Genomic DNA, 22,074 nt, shown 5'->3' with positions numbered 1-22,074 from the left:
CATTTTCATGATTACTGCTCTGGCTGCGATCATTGTTCTGGTCGAAAGTGGGTATTCGTCACTGTTTAGTCAGGTCAGAGCGACGCCGTTTACGTTGCTGGGCATCTCCCTGTCGATTGTTACCACTATCGTCAGCTATGCCTTGTTTGGTTTGGACGCAATTGGTGACGAACTGGAAGGCCCGTTCGGTCATGATGAAAATGCACGGCCACTCGATGCACTGGTACGAATCATCGAACGTGATATTCTTGATACTCTGAACGTTACCGAACTGCCTCCGCAGAAAAAGCCGGTGGACTATATCCTGAGCTGAATTTGGCCCTGTAGGGGATCAGATAACCGCCGGCAGAGCCAGGTAGCGGCGCGACGAGAACCGGCTAACAACAAATAAAAGCCGATAATAATGTCGAACTGAATCTATTCAGTCTGTCAGTCTCAACACAAGCGGACCTTTTTGGTCACCGGACATGACGCGGCCTGCACCAAAATTGCCATTCACAGTATGGCTGCCGCAGTGACGAGTGCGCTTAAAGAAAGGGCCGCTTAAGGAAGTAGTATGGACATTAAGCAACTCAAATACCTCATCGCTCTGGATGAAACCCAGCACTTCGGGCAAGCCGCAGCAATGTGTAACATCACTCAGCCGACGCTGTCTATGCGCATTCGTCAGTTGGAAGAAGAGCTGGATCTGACCTTGATCAATCGTGGTCAGCGCTATCAGGGCCTAACCGAAGCGGGTGAACGAATCCTGGCCTGGGCACATACCCTACTGGCGGCGCACGATGCGTTGCAAACGGAAGCCGCTAACTGTCGCGGCCAGGTTGTGGGTAGCCTGCGTCTGGGGATGGTTCCTCTGGCCAGCCTGAATCCAATGGTGTTGCTTGAGCCCTTGTCCAAAAGTTATCCGGAGCTGCGTTATCAGCTCTCTTCATTGACCTCAGAGCAAGTGATCGACGGCCTTAACCGCAACCAGCTCGATCTTGGCTTATGTTATATGGATCAGATTGATACCACTCATTTTGACGTCATCGAGCTGCCTTCCACCCAAATGGGGCTGCTCTACGATCAGCGCTATTTTGATTTCGACGAGACCGAGATGGCCTGGACAAGGTTAAACAGCATGCCTTTAGGCCTGCTCACTCAAGGTATGCACTATCGGCAGTCGATTGATATCAGTTTCAGCAGTAAAGGCATCACACCTAAAATCCTGCTGGAAAGTGACTCCACCTTCCAACTGCTGCAATCGGTCAACGCAGGGTTGTGCTGCGCAATCATGCCGCTCAACAGCGGTTTGGAACACATGAACGATGCGCTGCACATCATTCCGATTGAAGACGCCCGTGTCCGCGCCCGCATGGGATTGCTGATGCGAAAAACCGAACCGCGCTCAGCAGTAGCAGAACGCTGCTTTATCAAGGCACAAGAAATTTTTGCTGCCGGCAGCCATCAGACAGATTAACGCGGAGGTCAGCATGACATGTACATTAACTCAGTTAAGTGAATTGGCTGATACTAACGTTGCCGCGCCAAATCCGGACGAGTACGGCTACGTCGAAATGGATCAGCAACAGAATATCGCTTACAAACCACTGGCCAGTGAAACCGCGCTTTCTATCAGCTATAACGGCCTCAATCATGCGGTGATGATGGTCACGCCCGGTAATATCGAAGACTTTATCTGCGGCTTTAGCCTCAGCAGCGGCATCGTGCAATCGATGAGTGAAATTCGCGACATTCAACTGCGCACCGGCCAGGACTCGCACAATGCAGAAGTGGAACTGAGCAGCCGCGCCTTCTGGGCACTGAAAACCCAGCGCCGTACCCTGGCCGGAACCAGTGGCTGCGGTATTTGTGGGGTTGAAGCTCTGGAGCAGGCACTGCCGCAGCTTGAAGTACTGACTCCGGTAGCCGCACCCGACCCGCGTCAATTCATCAATTTACGCCAACGCATTGCCGAGGCTCAGGTGCTCGCCAGCCAAAGCGGTGCCCTGCACGCAGCGCTGTACGCTAACAGCGCAGGTGAAATTACCTTGTGCCGTGAAGACATTGGTCGTCACAACGCACTGGATAAACTGATTGGGGCGATGCTGCACCAGAAAATTGATCCGCAAACAGGGTTTGTGGTGATGACCAGTCGCTGTAGCCTGGAACTGATTCACAAAACCGTGCGCGCGAAAGTAGCCACACTGGTTACGCTCTCCGCCCCAACCGCATTAACTGTGCAATGGGCGCGGCAACACAATCTCAATCTGATTCATCTGCCCAAGCACAGCGCGCCACGTCTGTACAGCCCGGCTCCCGGCCCACGCAGTACTTCATCTTTAGTGCCTGCTTAGCCGGTTTCATCAGGGCTGCGCCTGAACAGCGCAGCCCTTACATTCTGTCGGTTTATTTTGGCGTGATAAACAGGCATAGTGATCACTCGTCCATGACACAAGAGTCCTCATGCAATTACCTCCTTTTTCAATCCTGGATCTGGCGCCAGTCTCTGAAGGCTCCGATTTTCATTCCACATTCCGCAACTCGGTTTCTCTGGCCCAGCACGCTGAAGCGTTAGGATTTAAGCGCTTCTGGATGGCGGAACACCATAATATGCCCGATATTGCCAGTGCCGCCACTTCCGTACTGCTCAGCCACATCGGCGCCAATACGCAGACAATTCGTCTTGGCTCCGGCGGGATAATGCTGCCTAACCACGCTCCGCTGGTGATTTCCGAACAGTTCGGTACCCTGGAAGCCCTTTATCCGGGCCGGATTGATCTCGGATTAGGTCGTGCGCCCGGTACCGATTATCCAACCATGCACGCGCTGCGCCGCGATCCGGAGCGCATGGATCCTGATTTTGATGAACTGCTGGAAGAGCTGCAGTTTTTTATGGGCCCGATATCCGACAACCAGCCGGTACGCTCCTATCCGGGCAACAACGCGAAAGTGCCTTTGTGGCTGCTCGGCTCAAGTACCTACAGTGCCCGTTTAGCCGGTATCAAGGGATTACCTTTCGCTTTTGCCGCTCATTTCGCCCCGGATTCGATGTTACGCGCTCTGGACATCTATCGTGATAATTTCCGCCCGTCTGAACAACTCGACAAGCCTTACGCCATGATCGGCGTGAACGTAATCGTGGCCGAAACCGATCGTCAGGCACAGTATCTGGGCACGACGGAAAAGCAGAAGTTCCTTAAAATGGCACGTGGCGGACGCGACAAACTACCGCCACCGGTCATGAGCATGGACCCGCTGTGGCTGCCCCATGAGCAGCGCCATGTTGAAACGCAATTACGGGAATCGATCCACGGCAGCCAGGAGACAGTCCGTCGCCGCTTAGAAAATCTGCTTGAGCGGACTCAGGCCGATGAGATCATGGTGAACGCCATGATTTACGATCATCAGGAAAAACTGAAATCGTATCAGCTGCTGTCAGAGTTACGCTAAGCCAGGTCTGAGCGCAACCACAAACAGCACAAAGCCGCGTCAAAACGCGGCTTTGTTGTCGATTTAAAGCACAGTTCCTGCCTACTTGGCGAACAACTGCCCCATATCTTTAAACGCTTTAAATTCCAGCGCATTACCACACGGATCGAAAAAAAACATAGTTGCCTGTTCACCAACCTGGCCTTGAAAACGAATATACGGCTCAATCACGAACTCAATGTTGTAGCGCTTAAGACGCTCGGCCAGCGCTTGCCACTGCTCCCAGGTCAGCACCACACCAAAATGCGGCACCGGAACATCATGCCCATCGACCGGGTTAGTCACCGCCCGCTCCTGATCGGCGGTACGCGGATGAAAATGGATCACCAACTGGTGACCGAAAAAATTAAAATCGACCCAGCTTTCTGCGCTGCGCCCCTCTTCGAGGCCAAAGACTTCGCGATAAAACTGCCGGGCGAGCGGCACATCATAGACAGGTATCGCTAAATGAAACGGTTGTAAACTCATGAGCACTTCCTTGATTTTTGCTACTGCTACAGCACTGCTTTGCCACTGATACTGCATTGTTTTGCCACTAATACAGCGGTCAGACTTGGCGTTAACACCTTACTTCCCTTTGACTTAAGTAGTTGAACACCTCAAACGTCAACCACTTGTTCAAGTGTACCTGTGCCGGCCGCTCTGCCCCGTGCTCACGCGCCCAGAATCAGGGCTCTTTATCAGGTTTTTTGTTTTTAGTCAGGGTCTGGAACAAACCTTCCATCATTGAGGTTGGCATCGGAAATAGTATGGTCGAGCTTTTTTCGCCGGCGATTTCGGTTAATGTCTGCAAATAACGCAGCAAAATGGCATTCGGCTCAGTCGCCAGACGATTAGCCGCTTCCACCAGTTTCTCTGAAGCTTCCATCTCACCGGATGCGTGAATCACTTTCGCGCGTCGGGTCCGCTCAGCTTCGGCCTGACGGGCAATGGCGCGGATCATCGATTCATTCAGATCGACATGTTTTATTTCGACGTTGGAGACTTTAATCCCCCACCCTTCCGTGCGGGCATCGAGAATGGCCTGAATATCCGCATTGAGCATTTCCCGGTTGGCTAACATCTCGTCCAACTCATGCTGACCCAGCACCGAACGTAAGGTGGTCTGAGCCAGTTGCGATGTGGCCTGGAGATAATTTTCCACATTAATAATGGCTTTCTGTGAATCAACCACGCGGAAATAGAGCACGGCATTGACCCGCACCGACACGTTGTCACGGCTGATGACATCCTGACTCGGTACATCCATCACGACCGTGCGTAAATCGACCCGCACCATTTGTTGGATGACCGGGATGACGATGATCAAACCCGGACCTTTCACCTTCTGGAATCGACCGAGGAAGAAAATCACCCCGCGTTCATACTCACGCAGAATACGGAATAAGCGCACTGCGATCAGCACCACCAGCACCACAATCAGAATCGGTGTTAGCAGCTCAGTGTTGACTGGAATTGCTGGCATCGTCTGTACTCCTTTTTACTTGAGAAACTTTAGTGACTTTCAGAATCAAGCCATCCAGTTCAATGACTCGTATCGGGTCCCCTTTGCTTAACGGTACGTCACTGATGGCTTCCCAACGTTCACCTTCGACATGCACAAAACCGTGTCCGGTAAAACTCTCCAACGCAACGCCATGCTCACCAGCCAGCGCTTCGCTGCCACTGACCACTTGTTTTTTGCGCAGCTCCATAACGCGCTTGAGCACAAAAATGATCACCCCTGCCGACACAGCGGCAATCGCATAAATCAACGTCAGGGAAACACGTAGCTCAGGCAGATCGCTGTCGATCAAAAACACCGAGCCAAGTACAAAGGCCACAATGCCACCTGAACCGAGCAACCCAAAGCTGGGCAGGAAGGATTCGGCAATAAACAGAGCGATACCGAGCAACATCAAGCCCAGCCCCACATAGTTCACTGGCAACAACTGGAAAGCATACAAGGCGATAAGCAGGCAGATTGCGCCGGTGATCCCGGCAATACCAAAGCTCGGACTATAGAATTCGAGTAACAGGCCATATACCCCGATCATCATCAGGATATAGGCGACGTTAGGGTCAGTGATGGTGGCCAAAAACTTATTGCGTAAATCAGGGTCACGCTTTTCGACCTGAGCGTGACTAAAATCGAGCATCACTTGCTGATGATTCAGCTCGAGCGTTTGCCCTGTCGCTGCTGACAATAAATCCTGGGGTGACTCAGCCATAACGTTAATCACGTTCAGCTCGAGTGCTTCGCTAGCCGATAAGGTAGCGGCTTCACGCACTGCTTTTTCCGCCCATTCGACATTACGGCCACGCAACTGTGCCAGAGAACGAATATAAGCTATTGAGTCGTTGAGGATCTTTTTCTCCATCGCACTGGGTTCGCTGGGCTTGTCCTGCTGTTCTCCACCCGGGCCTGGGCCACCCATTTGTACCGGCGTCGCAGCCCCAAGTGTGGTCGCAGGTGCCATTGCTGCAATATGGCAGGCGTAAAGAATATAGGTACCCGCACTGGCAGCGCGAGCTCCTGGCGGATGAACCAGACAAAGCACAGGTATGTGGGAAGCAAGGATATGTTGGTTTATATCGCGTAGGCTGGACACCAGGCCACCGGGAGTATCAATCGCAATAACGATTGCCGGAGCATCAGCGATGGAATTGGCACGTTGAATCTCTTTGATCACATAGTCGCCAACAGCAGGGCCGATAGCACCACTGATGGTGATCACTGGAACGGTAGATGAACGCTGTAACTGTGGCAATGCTGACTGTTCTGGCTGCGTGCCACTGTCCGTTTCACCCGTCGCCAGTGTTGAGACACTCAGCAGCACCGACAAAAGCGCTGCAAATAGCCGACGATACATAATCAGATCCGGTATAAAACTCTAATTAGAGTTTAGCTAAAATCCTCACCTTTGCTGTGTGAATATCGCCATAGATAAAACAAGGGCGGGAATATCCCGCCCTGCTGGCTGTTGCTCGTTATTATTGCTCAATCTTCACAACATCACTGCTGAGGACAGGCCATTGATTTGCGTTTCGGCAAACGAATCCGAGGCAGAAGCAGGCCCGCCACCACTAATCCAATACCGGCTAACTGCAATTGAGTCACCGCATGCCCCATCACAAAGGAAGTCAGGACTGAGAAAATCGGCACGAAGTTAAAAAACAGTGCTGCGCTGGCCGAACCGAGGCGTCGCACACCATTGAGCCACAACAGATAACCGGCCACGGTGGCAAACAAACCGATGTACACCACCTCGCTAATGCCGACAGCGCTGGCATTAAACAGTTCGGCAAACGGATGCACGTCAGATGAGAACAGGCACATCACGCCAATCACGGCCGCGCCACTCAGCATTCCTACCAGAGTGTAAGGGATCACCGCCATCCAACGACTGATACCCTGGCTGAAATAGGTGTACAGACTCCAGGCTAGCATGCCTGAGAAGATGAGCTTATCACCATGGTTAATCTGCAAGGAAAGCAGGGTTTCAAGATGGCCGTTAGTGATCACCATCAGTACCCCGGTCAGACTGACCAGCAGACTGAAACATTGTGCGCGTGACGGCCAGCTGCGCTGAGCGACACTAGCGATCAGCGAGGTCATTAACGGGCTGAGAGCCATGATCAGCGAGCCATTGGTTGCGCTGGTATAGGCAAGGCCGGTGAAAAGCCCGAGATTAAGACCACCCACGCCCACAGCGCTGACCGCAAACACCCACAGCCACTGGCGGTTGGTGATGACAGGTTTAGGCATGCGCGCGACACGCACATACAGCGCCAGACAGGCTGCAGCGATAACAAAGCGCCAGAAGACTAAGGTCAGCGCATTCACTTCCTGCAACGCATGTTTGCCGATGGGAAAGCTGCTGCCCCAGAAAAAGGTACAGATAAGAAGAAGCACAACTGCTTTCAGGATTGAATCGGAATTCATCGTCACTCCAAAGAACTTGTCAAAACAGGTTGCCTAGTGTATTGATTTCAACATTAGAATAAATAAGCAAAATTAAGACGGTAAATGCCATAAATGAAACCTAACTACTCTTTAGACGATTTGCGCTGTTTTTGTGCTGTTGCCCGCTTTGCCAGTTTTAAAGAAGCCGCTGCTTATCTGGAAATGCCCCTTTCCACCTTGAGCCGTCGTATCCGCCAACTGGAAACCGATCTGCAACTCAGGCTTCTTAACCGCGATGCCCATCGGGTGATTCTCACTCATACCGGTGAACAGTACTTCCAGCGTTCAGAGGCCTTGTTTGACGAGCTCGGAGACATTGATGAGGATTTACACCGCGATAAACACCAGCCAACCGGAAAAATTCGTATCTCCACGCCTATCAACGCCGGCTCCCAGTTTCTGCGCCCGATTTTTTATGATTTTTTATTGCAACAGCCGGATATTCAGCTCGACCTGCGGTTCTCCAATTCCCTGATTGATATCGAAGCGGAAGGCATGGATGTGGTATTTAGGGTTGGCAGTCCGGTGGTCGATAACTGGATCGCCCGCCCACTCAAACATATTCATTTCCTCCTGTGCGCCCATCCGGATTATGATCTCAGCGCGATACAGCACCCCAAAGATCTGTGTGGTCACCCGACGGTGCTTTGTCACCCTATGATTCCCTGGCAACTGGTGAATAAAACCAATCACCAGGAATTTGATTACCATCCGCAAAAAGGTGTCCGGCTCGAACTCGATGAAATTCAGATGCTGTCGCATGCGGTCAAAACCGGACTGGGAATAGGCTATATCCCCGACTATTTTGCCCTGCCAATGATAGCGCAAGGTGAAATGCAGCACGTATTACCAGACTGGCGCAGTAAAGAACGCACCCTGTTTATGCTGTATCGCGAGCGTCAAAATATTCCTCTGCGCGTGCGACTGTTTATTGAGTTTGTCCTGCAATATTTCGACAGCCATGAATAAATGACACAGAGCGACAGACTTTTTGCTCGCTTAACCTCCAATTCCCAAGCCGGGCACTACACTAATGGAACGGAGGTGCATCATGACGCTCTTTTCCCCGTTAACGATCCCAGTCCCGGCCAAACAGCTGCGTTGTGAAGACGACACACCGGTATGTTGGCTGTTGAGCCAATATCTGCTCAATGAATTTCAGTATGCCCTGCTGCATGAGCCAGGCATACTCGAGGATCGTGATCCTGAGTATCTGCATCAGTATCGGGTCAGCCTGCGCCGCTGTCGTTCCATGCTGGCTATTTTCGCCGTCGTTTATCCGCCTCAGGCCGTCACAAAACTCAGACAGCAGCTTAAAGTGATGATGGAACCCAGTGGATTATTGCGAGACTTAGACGTGTTTACTGATCCCGATTCGCACCCGGAATCGTTGAGCACAATACTCAGTGAGCTGCTGCCTGTTGTGACCGCCAAACGGAGCAGAGTATTTCAGCGTTTTTCACATTGGATCGAGAGTGATGAGTACCAGCATATCACGCAGCAGATTTTTACCCGTTTCATCGATTGTGCTCAGCACCCGACTCAAGCCGGTTTGAAAAGTTTGCATTCTGTCGCTGCTTATCACCTCGAAAAACAGACTCGGAAACTGCTGAAATCCAGCCGCCGAATCAAGCCCGGCAGCACAGACGAAGAGATTCATAAACTGCGGATTGGTTGTAAGAAATTACGTTACCTGAATGACTTTTGCCGCGCTGTGGGGATAACCACTGCAGAGCAGTCATTGATTGAACAAGCTCAGCTAAAACATTGGCAGAGCGAATTGGGAAAATTTAACGATACTTCAAGTCAGTTACATTTTTGTCTGACCCATCTCTCGCCACTGCAGACAAACACAAAGACCGTCCAAGCTGTTGACGCCTTTGTTAAATACAGCCGGGAACAGCATCACGCCAGCAAGCAGCAGGTACTGAACAATATCGCCACATTGGTAAATCACGGAACAAAAAAGGCAGCGCATTAAATGCCTGATAACCTTCACCTTCGTAATACCCACTTAAGAGGTGTTTATTCAGGCTGGCCATCGTGCGGATTGTTCGTCACACCACACACCTGACTCGGCGGGCCGCCAAATAACTTGCCAAAGGCAGTGATAAAGTTGGCGGTATGCTGATATCCGGCCATGAGCGCAGCTTGCTGAATCGAAATCGCCTCCTGTTCCAGCAAAATCTTAGTCTGGTGCAGTTTCCGTTCACGCAGGTATCGCTGCAGACTCATACCAAGCTCTTTGCGCGCGATACGCTGCAAAGTGGACACACTCATCCCCAGCTCAGATGCCATCTCAACCAATGACATTTCGTCCACCTGCTTTTGACGCAGGAATATCTTGAGTCGGGTCGATTGTGGCTTGGGTTGTGGTTCGCTGAGTAATGGCTGATGCTTCATATTAAGCAGAAGATTTTCCCACACCGCCAGGGTGAATGCCTCTCGCATCAAAGCCTCTGCCTGGTTATGACTATTGGTCAGATTCAGCACCTCCGCCATCTGCCCCAGATGAGGGGGTAAAGACCAGTCAAAACGACTCAGGTGCTGGCAAAAACTACGTTCAAAACCTTGTCGCTTCGCACCTGAAAGCTGTTTGTCCAACCATTCCGTAGACAGAGACAGCACGATGCTGCGGCTGCGCACATGCGCTTTCGCCGCACCCTGGACAGAATCCGGTCGTGCATAGAATATGGCCGTCGCCTGGATAGGATCAGAACGGTGATAACGGCAACTCCTCAGACGATGAACATCGCCGTATGTCATCAGGGCTTTACTTTCCAAGGGAATAGCAATGATCAGCTGCGGCGTGAGCTGGCGTTGCGTGGCAAAATCCGCCTTATGCACAATGTCTTTGTTGTGAAACAGGATTCCCTGCTGCATTTTCAGATTTTCGACTCTGCCGGTAAACAGCCCGCGTTGTCGCGCACTGGTATCTTTAACCACGCTATCCATCATCGCTTTATCCAATCCACCATCATCACTTTGACCATTTCAAAAAATAAAATGAACAATCCGCAAAATTCCTGCCGGATACTGAGTGGTATATTAACGCCGACAAAAACAAATGAAAATGATTATCATATCGCTTTAAGGAGTTAATATTCATGGTTGTCGCTAATACTACCCATCTGCGCCCTTTAGCCATCGCGGTCAGTCTTGCACTTGGTGTGACTGCATCTCCATCGCTTTTCGCCCAAGAGCACCACAACACCGGACAGGAGAACTACACCGGACAGGAAAACCACACCGAAGCAGCGGAATCATCTTCTAAAGAGATCCTCGTGGTATACGGTAACCCCCTGTACGGTATGGCCTCTTCTGAAGAGACGGGTGGTTATGGTGTTGATTCAGCGACAGTCGGAACCAAAACACCAGCGGCACTGCGCGATATCCCTCAGTCCATCACGGTGCTGACCAATGACTACATTGAAGAGCGGAATTTTGTTGCGGTCGACGACCTGGCCAAATATACCCCCGGGTTACGTACCATGGTGAATGACAGCGGACGCTCGTCCATCTTCTCGCGCGGCTATGAATACGATGAAGTCAATTTGAATGGCTTACCGGCACCGATGCAAAGTAAATACGGCACTCTGCCTGCGCTGGCTGCTGTAGACCGGGTAGAAATCATGCGCGGCCCCTCTGGTTTATTTAACAGTACCAGCGAACTGGGTGGTGTGATCAACATGGTTCTCAAGCGCCCCACCGAAGAATTCAGTGGTTCAGTGACGGCACGTTACGGCAGCTGGGACCGTCATTATCTCGAAGCGGATGTGGGTGGTTCACTGAATGACTCAGGCAGCGTACGCGGGCGCATGGTTGTCGCTAATGCCGATATTAAAAACCAGGTCGATGACAACGACAATGACAACGGCACCTATTACGGTACTCTGGAGTTTGATCTGACGGATCGCACCCTGCTCTCTGTCTACGCTCTGCATCAAACCAAAGACATTGTGCCCACCAATGGTCTGCCTGCCTACAGTGATGGTTCTATGCTCGATATTAGCCGTACGACCTACCTGGGAGCGGATGACGACAACTTTCATGCTGATACCACAGATGTCGGCTTTTCTTTACAGCACGCTTTTAGCAATGGCGGTGTCGGTCAGATTTCTGCGCGCTATATGGATCATGACATGTCCCTGGAGCAAACTTACACCAACGGCGCCGTTGATGAAGACGGTAACACCGGATTGATGTTCAGCGCGCAAGCTAACCAGCAAAAAAACACGTCTCTCGACATCAACTACAGCCAGATGTTTGATCTGTTTGGGCTACACAGCGAAATGGTCGTGGGCAGTGATTACAAACGCTATGAATCCGATGTACAAAGCTACACCAACCGCAGCATCGCCTCAATTAACGTGTTTAATTATGACCCGGCCAGTGTCACTAAACCGACTTACCGCTACAGCAAAAATGTCCATTCCGAGTCTTCCGAGATCGGTTTATATGGCAAGGTGACCTGGCGTTTGCTGGAACCTCTGGCGGTCATTACCGGCGCCCGGGTATCCTGGTACGATCTGGAAACGGTGAATACTGTCATCAGCACCGGGGCTGACACCAAACAGGAAGACGATTTCAACGCTAAGCTGACCCCTTACGCTGGCGTAGTTTATGACCTCAACGATCAGCATTCTGTGTACGCCAGTTATTCCAAGGTCTTTAAACCACAGACCAGCCAAAATGAAAATGGCGACATGCTGAAACCGCGAGAGGGCCATCAGTGGGAAACCGGTATCAAATCGGCCTTGCTTGACGGCCGCCTGAATACCCGTGCCTCGCTGTTCCTGATGAAAGACAATAATATTGCCGCGCAAGCCTATGATGACAGTGGTGTGGCAATCAGCAACACCTACTGGGCTACCGGAAAAGTCGAAACACAAGGCATAGAACTTGAAGCGACCGGTTACCTGACCGATAACTGGATGACAATGACCGGCTATACCTATACCGACATTAATGAAAAGTCAGGCGATCACAACGGTAAGTTTGATGCCATACCGCACCATTCATTGTCATTGTGGACTGACTACCACCTGGCTGACTGGATCCCGGGCTTACACATCGGTGGTGGTATGACCGCGCTGAGCAACTACTCGTTCAGCAAGAGTGGAGTCACCACACATCAGGCTGGTTACGCGATCTTTGATGCTGCCCTGCGTTATGATATCACCGACAACATGCAGGCAACGCTCAATGTTTACAACCTGTTTGATCGCGAATACTTCTACCGTGTCGGTTCTACCACGACATTCAATATGTATGGTGAGCCCGCTAATGTCATGGCTGGTTTTACCTACAAATTTAACTGATACCGATAAAATCCTTTATTCAGCGACCCAGACACGCGGCGTGGCGGGGAATCTTCTGCCACGCTGTTTAGCATCAGTCTGGCCAAATGAGCGAGCGCCGATACACCATTATATGATGAAAAAACTACTGAGTACTCTGATCGCAATGTTGAGCTTCACGACAGCCCAGGCACAACCTGTAAATTATGCTTCGAGCTACACCCACCATTCATCCGTTCTGAATGAAGAACGACAATACAGCGTTTATCTGCCCAAAGAATATGATTCACAGACCGGGCAGCACTTTCCGGTGCTTTATCTGCTGGATGGAGAGCAACACCTGCTAGAAGTTGCCGGTATCACCGATTCTTTGCGGGGAGGGCTCATGCCCGCGCTGCCCGCGATGATCATCGTCGCCATCCATAACACCGACCGAATGCGGGATTACACTCCCAGCCACACTCAAACGCTGCCTAATGGCCAGCCCGCAGGAAAAGCCTATGCTACCACTGGTGGTGGCGACAAATTTTTAACCTACCTCATCCGTGAGTTACGCCAGGAGATTGAACAGCAGTTTCGTACCACACGCCCAGCGTTGTTAGTCGGCCATTCTCTGGGTGGCTTGCTGGCCCTGGATGCGTTTACGCAAGATAATGATGCTTTTCAAGGAATTATCTCGATTGATGCCAGTCTGTGGTTTGATTTTCCCCGTCATAGCGAGCAACTGACGCAGCGGCTCAAACAGAAGCCGCACTTTCCGTCCTCGCTCTTTATCGCGATTGCTAATAATCCTTACACCCCGGGATTTGGCCGTTCCGAATTCCATCGTGACCAACTGCTGAAATTTGCCGATCAAATCCTGCAAGCCTCTGAGCAGAAACAACGCCAGACAGCACCTGAAAGAGATATCACCAGCCGCTATTATGCCGAAGAAGACCATCACTCCGTTTATCATCTGGCGGTTTATCATGGCCTGCAGTGGCTGTTTCGTGGTTATCGCCTTGATTTGAATCCGACGACATTTTCTCTCGAACGCGTCAGTGCAAACTACCAGTCTTTAAATCAGCGCTTTGGCAGCTCACTGAAGCCGGAGCGCAACCGATTACAAGCTCTCGAACACAAAGCTCGCCTCTGGCCTCAGATGGACATTTCGGTACAGCAGACACAAGCGCTCCTGCAGCACTATTACCGGTAAGTGCCACTACCCGAACCGTGCTAATCGGGTCATGTCAGTCACCTGGCTGATTCCGGTTAGCACAACGCCCGACGAAACAGAACCCCGGATAACAGAAAATGCGAAGTTAGCTTTGGACCACAGTTAAATCAGATTGGAATATTCACACCGGAATTTCAGGTATAAAAAAACCAGCGCTTGGCTGGTCGTCTGACGTTCAAGGAAAGAATGGAGGCGCGTCCCGGAGTCGAACCGAGGTCCACGGATTTGCAATCCGCTGCATGGCCACTCTGCCAACGCGCCTTACCTTGAACTTGCATCGGGCTCTCCCGCTGCGTTCGATGCACACTTTACGGATTGAGCCGGGAGAGTCAAACAAAAAAATCATTTTCTTGTTTAGTTGCTGACAAATAAACCAAACTGAATATTTATACGGCAAAAATAGCGTCAATCACCGGTTATCACCATTTTTTCATCAATCGTCCGACCAGATTGGGATGATAGTGCCAACAGTGATCAAACATGCTCATCAACTCCGGGTTACCATATTTGGACAAACTAAGAGCATGAAAACGGTTTTTTCCGGCTTTCAGTCGTTTAACCTGGGCCAGAACCTCTTCATCCTGTTTAGGGGCGATGAAATCGGAAATCACCACCATATCGGCATTTTTATAACGACCACTGCTCATCAGCTCAATCGATTTGAGCATCACCGGCTCAAGGTCGGTGCCACCATGAAAGGCGTAACTAAGGAAGTCGCTCGCCTCACGCAAGCCATCCTGGCGCGTCAGTTCATAGGTAATATGCTCGGTCGAAAACAGCATCACATAACAATCGCGGTCTTCTGCCAGGGCAATCTGCATCAGAGCATAGGCCATCGCCTTCGCGCATTGCTCCGGGAAACCGTTCATAGAACCTGATGCATCCACACACACAATAAACGGCCCTTTCTCAATGTCAGCCTGCTGATTATCCGGACGATGCGCTTTGACTTTGCGTAACGTCCGGGACTTGCCCTGCATGCGATAGTTCATCAACCGCTTGTCGATTAAGTGCTTATAAAACACCACTTCCAGTTCCGGATAAGCCAGAAACAGCGTTTCGTTGGGCAGCAACTTATTGAGATCATCACTTTCGTGAATGCCGACAATATCATCGGTGGCTTCATCGGATTTCTCTTCCACCAATTGCAACTCTTCTGTCGGCGCCCGATTGAGATCCGGATCATCCACATCACTGGCCATTCGGCCCAGCTTCTCGGCAATGTCTTGCAGCCCTTGGTTCTTCTTGAGAAATTCCGCGTGCCGCTTCATCACAGACAGATCACCACGACTCAGTTTCGCCGACGCCATATCCCATAAACGGCCAACACTGCCGGCATCACCCGACTCCGTCACCTTATCCATGTTGCGCAGAGTTTCCATGCGCTGATAAAGGTCAGCCAGCAGTTTTTCCTTGTTCGCTTCCAGCTCCATCACCTGAGCTTGCTTAATCGCGTCCGTTAACGACTGATACCATTGATCGCAAAAATAGTGCGGGAACATCGGGTTGTGGATACCCTTGTTCTTTTCCAACAGACGACGGGCCGGCAAATAGAATGCAGAATGCCATTCCAGCTGTTTGACCACATCATTGATGCGCTCAAAAAACATCTCCTCATCCCAGTGAATCACTGCCTGGTAAAGAGAAAGCTCCTCCTGGAAGCGCTCAGTTTCACACACCCGCGTAATGCGCTTCTTAACGCTGCCACGCCATTTAAGCAGATGGTTTTTGACCGTGGATTTGACCCCGCGGCTTTCGGCCATCATCATTAATTGTGAACGACCCATTAAATCGTTGACGGCACTATCGATAATACCGGAGTCCGCAATCATTAGGGCCAGATTCAATCCGTCCACACCAAGCATAAGTCACCTACGAGAAAAACTGGTCGAGATTACGATAACGTAATACGCTCTTTTCACACTCCGTTTGTATGATTTCCAGTTGTTGTTGCAATTGCTGCAGGGTCGCTTCCATTGCGGTAGGCAGCTCGGGGTCAATAAAGTTGTGAGGCAACGCGCCATGGAACGTTGAACGCACTTTGCGCAGGTGATGTTCGGCGTCAGAAAGCTGTGCCATCGCCTGCTCTGCCTTACGCAGCCACTCCTGATAACGTTCATTGTCCAGCCCATGCTCTGTCACCAGAGAAACCAATACCGAGCGGTTGGCGATATCTTTAATGACCAGTTGATCGCCTGCATCGACATCAAAGCGCAGACGACACAAATTGGTATTCTGGTTCACATAGCCGTACACATCGCCGTGGCCATCTTTGATCACTCGCTCCAGTTCGTTTTTTGGCAGATAAACCCAGCGACTGTCGCCTTTCTCCGACTCGGATACCGACATATTGCTCTGCAGCAGCACCATTTTGACCAAGTCATAAGCCGCACCGATGCGATAGGTTTTAGCGCCGCGGATATCATAGTGATGGATCTGCTTTTTGATCAGGCCGGTCGAGGTCTCTGTCGACAAGTGCATACCAAAATCCGCTTCCAGTTCATCCTGGATAGAAGATAAATCTTCACGGCATAAGGTAATCTGTTGCTCGACCTGGGACTGGTCAAAGGCATGACGCAAGGCAAATTCACGAATCACATCACGTACCACATCACGGGACTCAGGACTGTTCCACAAACAGTCCTGCAACAGCAGCAAGTCAAGCGGATTGATGGCACTGCGACCATTAAAAAAGGCGCTGGCTTTGAGTAGCTTGACCGCTTTTTTCCAGCGTCGATCGGACACATACATATCCATCTCAGCCAGATTGCTGCGTTCCACCGCCTGTTCGAGCAGTGTCTTAAGCTGATACAGCTTTTCAAATACGTCGTCACCCAGAGCAAGCTTGTCAAGCTGAGCCTGCCACTGATGATACTCTGCATCGGTAATCGCCAAGCCTGGCGGGATACTCGCTTCTTGCGGCGTACCGACCGTCAGCATGGATTTAAAATTCTGTTTATTTTGAATACGGTTAACAAACACTCGCACCAACATACGGTCATACAAGGCTTCAAGGCCGCTGTCTTCATCGGGCAATTCGTTGGATGCAGAGACCAGCAGACGCATCGGCACTTTCTCGATCTCATTACCATTTTTGAAGGTTTTCTCGTTAACGACCGTCAGCAAGGTATTCAAAATGGCCGGACCCGCTTTCCAGATCTCATCCAGAAAAACCACCTGCGAGGTCGGCAGATAACCGTCCGTCAGGCGTACGTAACGCCCGTTATCTTTCAATTCCTGAATACTCAGTGGCCCGAAGACTTCTTCCGGAGTCGAGAAACGTGTCATCAGGTATTCAAAATAACTGCTATTATCAAAGGCCTGAATGAGGCGCTTTGCTATCAGACTTTTGGCAATCCCCGGAGGACCAAGTAAAAAAACGCTTTCGCCGGACAGTGCAGCAAGCAGACATAGCTTGATGGTACCTTCACGTTCGTACACACCGTCAGACAGCGCTTTGGCCAGTTTATTGATGCGTTCGGAGAGCAACGCCTGTTGCGCGTGCGAGGCAGAAGAAGGATTGATCATTAAATCGCTCCACGGCGGGGTGAAAAAAGGGCATTTGAATTAATAAATTTATACATTTGTTATCATTTTGTTACAAGTTAAATTTCATTTCAACACGACTTTATATCAGATTCCTGCCTGCGGCCGTAATGCAGAATCAATGATTGCAGATATAACGTTCATAATCTGAACGAATACCCTATCAACGGCGAATAAGTGCCATCAAGTGTCGCACAATTGTATTTGGGTCCGAGCGAAAAGTAAGATAAGGTGAAGACCAAGCCGGAGATAACCTCTGGTTCGCGACTACCGGACACGAAGTACCCCCGCATGAGCAAAACCATACACAGCTGGAAAACTATTGCACTGACCGAAGAAGAGGTGCAGCTACCTAACGGACACACGATTACTCATACCACCATCGAACATCCCGGCGCAGCGGTTATTTTGCCCGTCACAGCCCAAAACAAGATCGTCCTGGTGCATCAATTTCGTCCGTCACTGAAAAAATGGTTGCTTGAGCTACCTGCCGGAACCATGGAGCGCGGTGAATGCTCACTGACCTGCGCGCACCGGGAACTGGAGGAAGAGACTGGCTACAGCGCAAACGAAATGATTGCACTTGGGTCCGTGACACCACTGGCTGGTTTTTGTGATGAAATCCAGTATTTGTACGTGGCAAAACAGCTAAGCAAAACCAATCGGCTGGGCTGTGATGAGGATGAAGTCATCGAAGTCGTCGAGCTGTCGGTGCAGCAACTGGAACAGAAGATTATCAATGGTGACATCACCGACAGCAAAACCATCGCCTGCCTGAGCAAAGCCCGGCTGTGCGGCTATTTGTAAGTCTGCAGTTAGGTCATTATTTACCTGACGAAATTTACCTATCGAAAACTAAGCGCCGTTCAAATCCATCTAAACGTTTTATGTGCTTGTTCTCTTTACCTAAGACAAGTACCTTCCGACTTTGATTCTACGCAATATCGGAGGGCCGTAACATTGTCAGAGCCACATTTCTCCAAAATAATCTTGAGCTTACCCCAAGAGCAAACAGTAGCCTTGAGAGACGATTTTACTGAGAGCTAACCATGCGTTTATCACTTTTCATTAGTATGTGCCTTATCACTCTTACCTCATTTGCATATGACGGCGATCCCATTCTCGGACAAACAAAGATACCCAGTTGCCCATTTTGCCACGGCAAAGATGGCATAGCGCTGCAGGGGCGCTACCCTAATCTGCGAGGACAAGATGAACTGTATCTGTTGCAAGCCATGCGAGCCTATCAAAACGGTGACCGTAACGGCCCCATGGCACGTATGATGCAAATCCAGTTGCAAAGGCTGAATGATGAGGACTTACATGACATTGCTGCTTATTATGCCTCACAGGGTGAATAAATAGCCAAACAGTCCGTAAGAGCGTACTTTTTTCCGTGAAACTCCGGATCAGATCTGGTACAACATCGGCCGACCAGACGGACAAAGAATATAATGACTGAAAAAAGACAGGGGCGACGCAGCGCCCAGGATGCACAAAAGACCCGATACCATATTCTCAAAGTCGCTGCAGAGATGTTCTGCGAGTTGGGTTATGCCAGGGTGTCGCTACGTCACATCAGTGAAAAAGCAGGTGTGTCCCATAGCCTGATCCGCCATCATTTCGGCAGTAAAGAAAAAATCTGGCACAGCATCAGCGATGGCCTGCATCTGTATATGCAGTCCTACATCCGAACCGTGATTGCCCATATTCCTGCTGACACACCAGCCAATATCAAACTTTATCGTTTCCTGATCCGGATTCTGGCTCATGCCCTGATCATCAAACAGCCGATCCAGCTGATTGCCGATGCTGCCCGTCAGGAAAATGCCCTGGTCGACTATTTCATTGATAATGCAGGTGAAATGGAAGCATTAATCGCAGCGCTCGCCGAACAATACAATGAGCAATATCCCGAAACACCGATAAATATCTGGGAAACCAAGTGGCACCTCATCATGTTTGCCCACAGTGCTGCCAGCATGACGCCACTGCTCAAAGATACCTGGTCAGATGAAACCGATGATGTCGATGACTGCCTGCTGCGTCACTGGCAACTGTTCAACCAGATGATGGCGCAGAAATTCCATGTTCCGGAGGAAGCGGTGTTAAAACCGACCTCAGTCAAAGCTCTGTTACATCCCCATGATTATGATTGGGAAAAACAGTGCGTGACTCTATGTTGTCAGGACGACAACAAAGACCGCGAAGAAGAAACGTTACCGTGTCGGGCGTCATTATCAGACAAATAAGCGTTATCAAGCTTAGCAAATTAAGTCTTATAAAATAATGCAGTAAACTGACTCTTTATTCGGATCAAATAGGGGCTGTATATCCAGCCCCTATTTGATTAGTTAACTTTATGCCGCCTGGTTCAGGTTCCCGCTAAACCTAACCACCTAAACCTAACCACAGCACTATTTTTTCTTACCGCGGTTAGCGTGGATTTTCAGCTTGGCTTTCATCTTACGCTTGTCAGCAGAGCGACCTTTACGGCGCGGAGTCTGGCTTTCATCCATCTGCACCTCCAGAGAAGGTTCATACCCTTGCAGCCACTCCTGTGGCAAACGCTGGTCAAGCAGACGTTCAATCGCTTCCAGCAAAGGCTCCTCATCCGGGCTCATTAGTGAGACCGCAAAACCACTTTTGCCTGCACGACCGGTACGGCCAATACGGTGCACATAATCTTCTGCCTTAAATGGCATATCAAAGTTAACCACTTGTTCTAACTCGGCAATATCGATACCACGCGCGGCAACATCGGTCGCGATCAGCGCGCGCACTTTACCGGATTTAAAATCCTCTAACGCTTTCTGCCTTGCGCCCTGGCTTTTATCGCCATTGATTGAGGCTGCTTTGATACCATCGAGTTTGAGCTCTTTAGCCAAATCATCACTGCCCTGCCGAGTGCGAGTAAACACCAGCACTTGTTGCCAGTTACGTGAGCCGATGAGGTAAGCCAGCAATTCACGTTTGCGCCTTTTATCAACCGGATACACCATCTGCTGCACCGTTTCAGCGGTTGAGTTGGTCGGGGTAACCTGTAATTCAGCCGGCGTCTGCATCATACGATACGCTACTGCTTTGATCTTGCTGTCGAACGTCGCCGAGAAAAACAGCGTCTGGCGCTCTCGCGGCAGCTTACGCAGCACACGTTGAATATCGGGCATAAAGCCCATATCAAGCATGCGATCCGCTTCATCAAGCACTAATACTTCCGTGTTACCCAGATAGAGTGTTTTCACATGGGCATGGTCGAGTAAACGTCCTGGCGTTGCAATCAGAATGTCTGCACCGCCTTTGAGGTTCTGAACCTGGACTTTCATACTAGTTCCGCCGTACGCGGTGACAATTTTCAGCTCACTGTCAGCGGCATAGGCCGTCAGGTTATCAAATACCTGCTGCGCCAGTTCGCGGGTCGGAACCAAAACTAATGCCCGAATATCTTTCGAGTTGGCTTCGCGTGCTTTCGGCTGATTGGCGAAGCGCTGAATGACAGGCAAACCAAATGCGGCCGTTTTACCCGTTCCGGTTTGTGCTCCGGCTAATACATCCTGACCATTTAATACCGGCGGTATGGCTTGCGCCTGAATTTCAGTCGGTGTTTTTATCCCCAGCCTATCGAGCTGTTGCGCCAGTTCTGGGGCAATACCTAAAGAAACAAAGGTCGAAGTCGTTTCGGACATATCAGAATCTCTTAAACAATGAACCGGTTTATCTCACACAGAGAGACATAAACGGATGTGAATGTGTTGAATGGGCGCGAATTGTATCAGAGCTCAGAGCGTTTGGCTTTCTCTAATACATCCGGATACAGGACGGTAAATAGCTCGGCTAAGCGGGAGTAATGGCGGCTTAGACCATCAAAGCAGTGCGCCAGCTTCCCCATACGCACACTGCGTTGCGACATACGCTGCAGAGCAAATTCGATATTGCTGAGTTCTGCGTAGGATTCAAGCCAGCCGCCCTGCCACATCGCACCGGAGACGCGGTTAAAACGGTCCGGCAGGGCGATGGGTTGAGGAGACGCGCTCGGTTCAGAAGACGCTCTGGTTTCAGAAAAATTAGCGGCTGCAGCAAATGTAATAGCTTGCTCACGGGTTACGCGCTGGTGCGCCTGACGCACAAAACGCGATAAACTCAGGTCATGATAGTGGGCCCACTGACTGGCCAGACAGTGATCCCAGAACATATCGAGGGCAATGGGTGCGAAACGACGGGTATCGGCGCTAAAGCATTGTTTGGCATGCGAAATGACAGGATGACTATCGGTATAGGCATCCACCAGCCGATGCAGCCGTATCCCGCTGGCGATGGGAGCCACATATTGGCTGTCGGGATCACCTTTCACGAAATCGCCCAGCAGGTTGCCCAGCAGACTACTCTGACAGTGATCGGCAATATGCAAATGGGCGAGATAGTTCATAGGTTAATCGTCAATATGCAAACCGGTATGGTGATTAAGACGCTTCAGCGAAGGCTTCGCCGTCATTATAGTCTGTCAGCGCAAAGCCGATTTCCAGCGCATCAAGCAGCTCCAGACTCTCTTCTTGCTGTGTTGATTGGTCACTCATTGTTGACCTCCTTCTTTTTGT

Annotated in this window: 20 protein-coding genes and 1 tRNA gene; 11 read left to right on the top strand and 10 right to left on the bottom strand. The window is 50.5% G+C overall.

Translation table 11 applies throughout. The features are described 5' to 3' along the window. Positions 1-7 precede the first annotated feature (7 nt). The 4 genes from E6C74_RS06975 (at position 8) to E6C74_RS06960 (ending at position 3,432) form a co-directional block, all read left to right on the top strand. Positions 8-313, top strand: coding sequence for a bestrophin family ion channel (locus E6C74_RS06975; RefSeq protein ID WP_240798141.1), 306 nt, complete (start codon positions 8-10; stop codon positions 311-313). A 243-nt stretch (positions 314-556) separates the two neighbouring features. Next, on the top strand, positions 557-1,459 hold the full coding sequence (locus tag E6C74_RS06970; RefSeq protein ID WP_136483960.1) for a LysR family transcriptional regulator: 903 nt from the start codon (positions 557-559) through the stop codon (positions 1,457-1,459). A gap of 13 nt (positions 1,460-1,472) precedes the next feature. Then, positions 1,473-2,336: a formate dehydrogenase accessory sulfurtransferase FdhD gene (gene fdhD, locus E6C74_RS06965; protein WP_136483959.1), complete on the top strand. Its 864-nt coding sequence runs from the start codon at positions 1,473-1,475 to the stop codon at positions 2,334-2,336. Between the two features lie 109 nt (positions 2,337-2,445). Further along, positions 2,446-3,432: an LLM class flavin-dependent oxidoreductase gene (locus E6C74_RS06960; RefSeq protein WP_136483958.1), complete on the top strand. Its 987-nt coding sequence runs from the start codon at positions 2,446-2,448 to the stop codon at positions 3,430-3,432. 81 nt (positions 3,433-3,513) lie between these two features. Here E6C74_RS06960 and E6C74_RS06955 read toward each other — a convergent pair whose 3' ends face one another. The 4 genes from E6C74_RS06955 to E6C74_RS06940 all read right to left on the bottom strand — a co-directional run bounded on the left by E6C74_RS06955 (position 3,514) and on the right by E6C74_RS06940 (position 7,396). After that, entirely contained in the window at positions 3,514-3,939 is a 426-nt protein-coding gene (locus E6C74_RS06955; RefSeq protein WP_136483957.1) for a VOC family protein, read from the bottom strand. A gap of 199 nt (positions 3,940-4,138) precedes the next feature. After that, entirely contained in the window at positions 4,139-4,936 is a 798-nt protein-coding gene (locus E6C74_RS06950) for a slipin family protein (RefSeq protein WP_136483956.1), read from the bottom strand. Then, the gene (locus tag E6C74_RS06945) at positions 4,911-6,323 is read right to left on the bottom strand and encodes a nodulation protein NfeD (protein WP_136483955.1); all 1,413 of its coding nucleotides are present in this window, start codon (positions 6,321-6,323) and stop codon (positions 4,911-4,913) included. The genes E6C74_RS06950 and E6C74_RS06945 overlap by 26 nt, the downstream gene beginning before the upstream one ends. A gap of 143 nt (positions 6,324-6,466) precedes the next feature. After that, the gene (locus E6C74_RS06940) at positions 6,467-7,396 is read right to left on the bottom strand and encodes a DMT family transporter (protein WP_136483954.1); all 930 of its coding nucleotides are present in this window, start codon (positions 7,394-7,396) and stop codon (positions 6,467-6,469) included. Between the two features lie 93 nt (positions 7,397-7,489). Between E6C74_RS06940 and E6C74_RS06935 the strand changes: the two genes are divergently transcribed. Together E6C74_RS06935 and E6C74_RS06930 are read left to right on the top strand one after the other, a co-directional pair. Beyond that, positions 7,490-8,386, top strand: coding sequence for a LysR family transcriptional regulator (locus E6C74_RS06935; protein ID WP_136483953.1), 897 nt, complete (start codon positions 7,490-7,492; stop codon positions 8,384-8,386). 82 nt (positions 8,387-8,468) lie between these two features. Beyond that, the gene (locus E6C74_RS06930) at positions 8,469-9,398 is read left to right on the top strand and encodes a CHAD domain-containing protein (protein ID WP_168796977.1); all 930 of its coding nucleotides are present in this window, start codon (positions 8,469-8,471) and stop codon (positions 9,396-9,398) included. Between the two features lie 44 nt (positions 9,399-9,442). On the opposite strand, the gene E6C74_RS06925 is transcribed toward E6C74_RS06930, so the two are convergent. Further along, positions 9,443-10,387 carry an AraC family transcriptional regulator gene (locus E6C74_RS06925; RefSeq protein ID WP_240798140.1) on the bottom strand — a complete coding sequence of 315 codons (945 nt, stop codon included), beginning with the start codon at positions 10,385-10,387 and terminating at the stop codon, positions 9,443-9,445. A gap of 137 nt (positions 10,388-10,524) precedes the next feature. Between E6C74_RS06925 and E6C74_RS06920 the strand changes: the two genes are divergently transcribed. Both E6C74_RS06920 and E6C74_RS06915 read left to right on the top strand, forming a co-directional pair. Next, entirely contained in the window at positions 10,525-12,738 is a 2,214-nt protein-coding gene (locus tag E6C74_RS06920) for a TonB-dependent siderophore receptor (protein ID WP_136483951.1), read from the top strand. A 112-nt stretch (positions 12,739-12,850) separates the two neighbouring features. Continuing rightward, positions 12,851-13,912 (top strand): alpha/beta hydrolase-fold protein, encoded by a 1,062-nt coding sequence (locus E6C74_RS06915; protein ID WP_240798139.1) that lies wholly within the window; start codon positions 12,851-12,853, stop codon positions 13,910-13,912. A gap of 208 nt (positions 13,913-14,120) precedes the next feature. On the opposite strand, the gene E6C74_RS06910 is transcribed toward E6C74_RS06915, so the two are convergent. The 3 genes from E6C74_RS06910 to E6C74_RS06900 form a co-directional block, all read right to left on the bottom strand. Further along, positions 14,121-14,194 (bottom strand) — tRNA-Cys (locus E6C74_RS06910). Between the two features lie 158 nt (positions 14,195-14,352). Next, positions 14,353-15,798 carry an ATPase RavA stimulator ViaA gene (viaA, locus tag E6C74_RS06905; protein ID WP_136483950.1) on the bottom strand — a complete coding sequence of 482 codons (1,446 nt, stop codon included), beginning with the start codon at positions 15,796-15,798 and terminating at the stop codon, positions 14,353-14,355. Between the two features lie 7 nt (positions 15,799-15,805). Then, complete coding sequence (locus E6C74_RS06900; RefSeq protein WP_136483949.1) at positions 15,806-17,461, bottom strand: ATPase RavA domain-containing protein; 1,656 nt, start codon at positions 17,459-17,461, stop codon at positions 15,806-15,808. Between the two features lie 309 nt (positions 17,462-17,770). Here E6C74_RS06900 and E6C74_RS06895 point away from each other — a divergent pair, with 309 nt between their 5' ends. The 3 genes from E6C74_RS06895 to E6C74_RS06885 all read left to right on the top strand — a co-directional run bounded on the left by E6C74_RS06895 (position 17,771) and on the right by E6C74_RS06885 (position 19,731). After that, the gene (locus E6C74_RS06895) at positions 17,771-18,286 is read left to right on the top strand and encodes an NUDIX hydrolase (protein ID WP_136483948.1); all 516 of its coding nucleotides are present in this window, start codon (positions 17,771-17,773) and stop codon (positions 18,284-18,286) included. Positions 18,287-18,528: 242 nt separating this feature from the next. Further along, the gene (locus tag E6C74_RS06890; RefSeq protein ID WP_136483947.1) at positions 18,529-18,840 is read left to right on the top strand and encodes a cytochrome c; all 312 of its coding nucleotides are present in this window, start codon (positions 18,529-18,531) and stop codon (positions 18,838-18,840) included. A 93-nt stretch (positions 18,841-18,933) separates the two neighbouring features. Continuing rightward, positions 18,934-19,731, top strand: coding sequence for a TetR/AcrR family transcriptional regulator (locus E6C74_RS06885; protein ID WP_136483946.1), 798 nt, complete (start codon positions 18,934-18,936; stop codon positions 19,729-19,731). A gap of 165 nt (positions 19,732-19,896) precedes the next feature. Here the strand turns inward: E6C74_RS06885 and E6C74_RS06880 are convergent, their stop codons facing one another. Together E6C74_RS06880 and E6C74_RS06875 are read right to left on the bottom strand one after the other, a co-directional pair. Beyond that, positions 19,897-21,165, bottom strand: coding sequence for a DEAD/DEAH box helicase (locus E6C74_RS06880; RefSeq protein ID WP_136483945.1), 1,269 nt, complete (start codon positions 21,163-21,165; stop codon positions 19,897-19,899). A gap of 86 nt (positions 21,166-21,251) precedes the next feature. Beyond that, positions 21,252-21,905 (bottom strand): ACP phosphodiesterase, encoded by a 654-nt coding sequence (locus E6C74_RS06875; protein ID WP_136483944.1) that lies wholly within the window; start codon positions 21,903-21,905, stop codon positions 21,252-21,254. Positions 21,906-22,074 lie beyond the last annotated feature (169 nt).

The sequence above is a fragment of the Vibrio sp. H11 genome, from assembly GCF_004804295.1.
In the GTDB taxonomy this organism is placed as follows: Bacteria; Pseudomonadota; Gammaproteobacteria; order Enterobacterales; family Vibrionaceae; genus Vibrio; species Vibrio ostreae.
Note: the sequence above shows the minus strand (reverse complement) of the source record. Positions and strands in the feature narration are given on the sequence as shown.

What these genes read in the sequence shown, in the direction of transcription:
- E6C74_RS06975 (WP_240798141.1), top strand. Translation starts at nt 8, where the DNA reads ATGATTACTGCTCTGGCTGCGATCATTGTTCTGGTCGAAAGTGGGTAT.
- E6C74_RS06970 (WP_136483960.1), top strand. Translation starts at nt 557, where the DNA reads ATGGACATTAAGCAACTCAAATACCTCATCGCTCTGGATGAAACCCAG.
- fdhD (WP_136483959.1), top strand. Translation starts at nt 1,473, where the DNA reads ATGACATGTACATTAACTCAGTTAAGTGAATTGGCTGATACTAACGTT.
- E6C74_RS06960 (WP_136483958.1), top strand. Translation starts at nt 2,446, where the DNA reads ATGCAATTACCTCCTTTTTCAATCCTGGATCTGGCGCCAGTCTCTGAA.
- E6C74_RS06955 (WP_136483957.1), bottom strand. Translation starts at nt 3,939, where the DNA reads ATGAGTTTACAACCGTTTCATTTAGCGATACCTGTCTATGATGTGCCG.
- E6C74_RS06950 (WP_136483956.1), bottom strand. Translation starts at nt 4,936, where the DNA reads ATGCCAGCAATTCCAGTCAACACTGAGCTGCTAACACCGATTCTGATT.
- E6C74_RS06945 (WP_136483955.1), bottom strand. Translation starts at nt 6,323, where the DNA reads ATGTATCGTCGGCTATTTGCAGCGCTTTTGTCGGTGCTGCTGAGTGTC.
- E6C74_RS06940 (WP_136483954.1), bottom strand. Translation starts at nt 7,396, where the DNA reads ATGAATTCCGATTCAATCCTGAAAGCAGTTGTGCTTCTTCTTATCTGT.
- E6C74_RS06935 (WP_136483953.1), top strand. Translation starts at nt 7,490, where the DNA reads ATGAAACCTAACTACTCTTTAGACGATTTGCGCTGTTTTTGTGCTGTT.
- E6C74_RS06930 (WP_168796977.1), top strand. Translation starts at nt 8,469, where the DNA reads ATGACGCTCTTTTCCCCGTTAACGATCCCAGTCCCGGCCAAACAGCTG.
- E6C74_RS06920 (WP_136483951.1), top strand. Translation starts at nt 10,525, where the DNA reads ATGGTTGTCGCTAATACTACCCATCTGCGCCCTTTAGCCATCGCGGTC.
- E6C74_RS06915 (WP_240798139.1), top strand. Translation starts at nt 12,851, where the DNA reads ATGATGAAAAAACTACTGAGTACTCTGATCGCAATGTTGAGCTTCACG.
- viaA (WP_136483950.1), bottom strand. Translation starts at nt 15,798, where the DNA reads ATGCTTGGTGTGGACGGATTGAATCTGGCCCTAATGATTGCGGACTCC.
- E6C74_RS06900 (WP_136483949.1), bottom strand. Translation starts at nt 17,461, where the DNA reads ATGATCAATCCTTCTTCTGCCTCGCACGCGCAACAGGCGTTGCTCTCC.
- E6C74_RS06895 (WP_136483948.1), top strand. Translation starts at nt 17,771, where the DNA reads ATGAGCAAAACCATACACAGCTGGAAAACTATTGCACTGACCGAAGAA.
- E6C74_RS06890 (WP_136483947.1), top strand. Translation starts at nt 18,529, where the DNA reads ATGCGTTTATCACTTTTCATTAGTATGTGCCTTATCACTCTTACCTCA.
- E6C74_RS06885 (WP_136483946.1), top strand. Translation starts at nt 18,934, where the DNA reads ATGACTGAAAAAAGACAGGGGCGACGCAGCGCCCAGGATGCACAAAAG.
- E6C74_RS06880 (WP_136483945.1), bottom strand. Translation starts at nt 21,165, where the DNA reads ATGTCCGAAACGACTTCGACCTTTGTTTCTTTAGGTATTGCCCCAGAA.
- E6C74_RS06875 (WP_136483944.1), bottom strand. Translation starts at nt 21,905, where the DNA reads ATGAACTATCTCGCCCATTTGCATATTGCCGATCACTGTCAGAGTAGT.